Source organism: Kitasatospora sp. NPDC093558 (assembly GCF_040683475.1).
Taxonomy (GTDB): domain Bacteria; phylum Actinomycetota; class Actinomycetes; order Streptomycetales; family Streptomycetaceae; genus Kitasatospora.
This window is the reverse complement of the sequence record NZ_JBFBDY010000709.1, coordinates 1-2960: the sequence shown is the minus strand read 5'-3', so window position 1 is coordinate 2960 and position 2960 is coordinate 1. Positions and strand designations below refer to the sequence as shown.

3 protein-coding genes are annotated in these 2960 nt (G+C 71.8%); 2 read left to right on the top strand and 1 reads right to left on the bottom strand.

The features are described from left to right. Positions 1 to 139 precede the first annotated feature (139 nt). The gene (locus tag AB0O00_RS34095; RefSeq protein WP_363658462.1) at positions 140 to 502 is read left to right on the top strand and encodes a TIGR02391 family protein; all 363 of its coding nucleotides are present in this window, start codon (positions 140 to 142) and stop codon (positions 500 to 502) included. 233 nt (positions 503 to 735) lie between these two features. Next, positions 736 to 1128 (top strand): lipase family protein, encoded by a 393-nt coding sequence (locus AB0O00_RS34090; protein WP_363658460.1) that lies wholly within the window; start codon positions 736 to 738, stop codon positions 1126 to 1128. Positions 1129 to 1896: 768 nt separating this feature from the next. Here the strand turns inward: AB0O00_RS34090 and AB0O00_RS34085 are convergent. Next, positions 1897 to 2649 (bottom strand): hypothetical protein, encoded by a 753-nt coding sequence (locus AB0O00_RS34085; RefSeq protein ID WP_363658459.1) that lies wholly within the window; start codon positions 2647 to 2649, stop codon positions 1897 to 1899. Positions 2650 to 2960: the final 311 nt, after the last annotated feature.

Below are 2960 nucleotides of genomic sequence, written 5' to 3'. Positions count from 1 at the left end.
ACGGTTGTCCGCCCCTTCGCAGGATGGGACAGGCGGGACGAATCCGGGTCGTGTACGGGTCAGCTGAGAACGACCAGCAGGGCCGTAGGCACTGCGAGGATCTGGGCGGCGAGCGGGGCCCGGCGTACGCGCGCGGTGGGTGCAACCAGGCGACGAGGAACGCCGCGGCGGCGAGTCTCGCTCCCCAGCCGAGCTGCCAGCCCGGCAGTCCCCTCTCGCACTAAAGGTCGGGCGCCGGGACGCGAGCGAGATGGCGCTGTTCCAGAGTGTCTTCTCCAAGGACGCCCCCAAGCCGGGCCAGTCGAGGCTCCGGCTGATGCCGGACGACGGCAGCGACACCTTCCGCAGCGTCCGCCGCGGCGTCGCCGCGTTCGCCGAGGGCGCCTTCGCCGCCATCCGCAACCCCAACAGCCACGAGGCGGGCCTGCCGGAACTGCCCGAGCACCTGGGGGTCTTCAGCACCCTCGCCCGCTGGGTCGACACCGCCGCCCTCGCGCTCTGAACCCGCCGACGAGACGGCGTGTCAGCGCAGGAGATCGGTGATCTCCGTGACGGCCTGGCGGGCGGTCCGGCCCACGCCGATGAGGGTACTGGAGGCGGGGCCGGTCCAGTCGCCGTAGCCGCGCCCTCCCGTCTCGTGGCCGCCGCGCGCAGCGCCACTCCCGCCGCCGGTCGCCGTCGCCTTGTCGTCGCTGCGCCCTCTACCCGCGCGCGGCGTGTGGCCGGGTGTGACCTGTGGGTCAGCGGCAGAGGTCGAAGACGACGTCGTCGAACCGGACCAACCTCGGTTCGGCCCCGTCCCCGACCGTGCCCGGCTACCTCGCCCAGGGCAACGCCGGCGTCCTCGAAGGCACCTTCGGCAACCCGGACGGCATCGGCACGGGCGACGGCGTGATGGTCGCCGGGGACGTGCGGGCGCTTGCCCGCCAGTACTGCGCGACCGGCACCGCAGCGGTCGCGTACCAGCAGTACGACGTCCTCAGCCACTTCGGTGTCCCCGCCGTCTGGGCCCCGCAGGCCCTCGCCTGGCTGAACGACCGCTTCGCCGGCCGCCCCGCCCCCTCCGACTGCGGCCACATCCCGGCCGGCAACTCCCTCGCCCCGGAACAGCCCGTACCGGGCTCCTGACCCCCGGCCAGGTGCCGACAGACGCACCGGGGCACACCGGGAGAGGAAGCGCACGGGACCTGGTGATCACGGGGCAGCGACGCCCTGTGATCACCGGGAGACCTCTGCCGGCGGTGCAGGTGAGGCGGACGACGGACTGGCCCCCTCTGCCCGACAAGATCCTGACCGAGCACACCGTCACCGGACTCGAGACGGCCTTCCGCGAGCACCTGAACGGTCCGTGACCTCATTGCTCGTTTCCCCGGCGGGGTGTCGATGACGAAGGCGAGGCGGGTCCGGCTGACATTGGGCGGGTGCGCGTGCTCGTGCCGGACATCGAGGACCTGAGCTGCCCCATTCTGCGGCCAGGCCTGCGAATCTGCGGTTTGTCGTCACTGGGGGAGCGGGTGGATGTCACCGGCTCCCCGCTGCGGCGGCGAGTGTGGGAGCGGGGGTGTCGGGTGTCACGGGAATGCGGATATGTGGTGATATCCGGAGACGCTGCCCGGTGACATCCTGATGCAGATCCCTATACAGGTCGCCGGCTCGGCCCCGTGTGGCTGGGTTGGCAGGGTTCCCGGGGCACGAGGTTCTGGACGAATGCGCAGCCGGTCCCGGGTCCGATGTGGGCAGCGCAGCCGCCTCATTCCTGCAGGGCAAGTACCAGACCTACTCGCCCTTGTAGCAACCGGCCGATCAACATTCGACGGCACACCGGTGCTGCGCTGGTGGCTGTTCGTGGCCGTGGCCGGCCCTCGTGGTTCCCGCAGCCGTGGCGGTCCCAGCCGGTCAGCGGCCGGCGAGGTGGCGAGAGATACGCTCCACCGCGTCGAGCTGGGCGGTGGTGAGGCGTCGGGCTTCCCAGATGACGGCGGCCACGTCGGCGGCCCGCGGGTGCAGCGGCGGCAGGTCGTCCGGCAGGCGGACGCCGCCGAGCGCCGCCAGATCGCGGGCGAGGATGCCGAGTAGGCCCGCGAAGCCGGCGAGCAGTTCGGGGGTCACTTCGACGGTACCGCGGCCGATCCCGCCGATGGTGGACGCCGCCAGGTAGATCCGTCCGTCGGTCACCGCGTACAGGGCCTTGGCCGTGCACGTCCAGGTGAGGTTCCGGCTGTGCGTGAGTTCCAGGAGCACCGCGCCGAGGCCCGGCTCGTACCGGTGGTACGGCCGGTCGATGCCACCCCCTCCCTCCCGCGGTACGAGGGGCTGTGCCCGGATCACGGCCAGCAGCGGGCGCCGGTTCTCGGCGGGCATGACCATCGTGTTGTAGACGACGGGGCTGACCGACCAGTGCGGATTGCGGGTGACCGGTGTCAGGTCGTCGGGTACCGGCTGCCGGGCGAGGACGAACAGGTCGGCGCCGTGCAGGCCGAGCACCGGCCCAACGCTCCTGAGTAGCCGTTCGGTCGGCGGATGTCCGTCGAGCACGGCCTGCAGCTCCTCCAGGCCGGTGCCGGCCTCCTTGGAGAGCACGGAGGCGTCGAGCGTTCGATGCCTCATCAGGCGCGCCAGCAACGCGCCGAACTCCAGTACTCCTGCCACCCTGTCAGCCTATCGACCCTGCGCAGAGGCCACCTGAGCCCGCCCAGGGCCCGTGTGGCACCGGCCGACAGGTCCACGCGTACCGTCGACCCGCTTCACCTCTCAGCCGCCGCCGCGCCCGCACGCGTACCGCACGCCCCGCCCTGGTGTCAGCGGAATGCCGATTGAGCTGCCACCAACGCGCAGACTCCGGCTACCTGGATCCAGGACGCCTGTAGGCAGGGGCACGGGCACTCCGTGACCGGGGGAGTGGAGGTGGTGTTTATGCCGGAAGAGGACGGACCGGCCGGTTCGGGGCCAGTGGTGCCGGT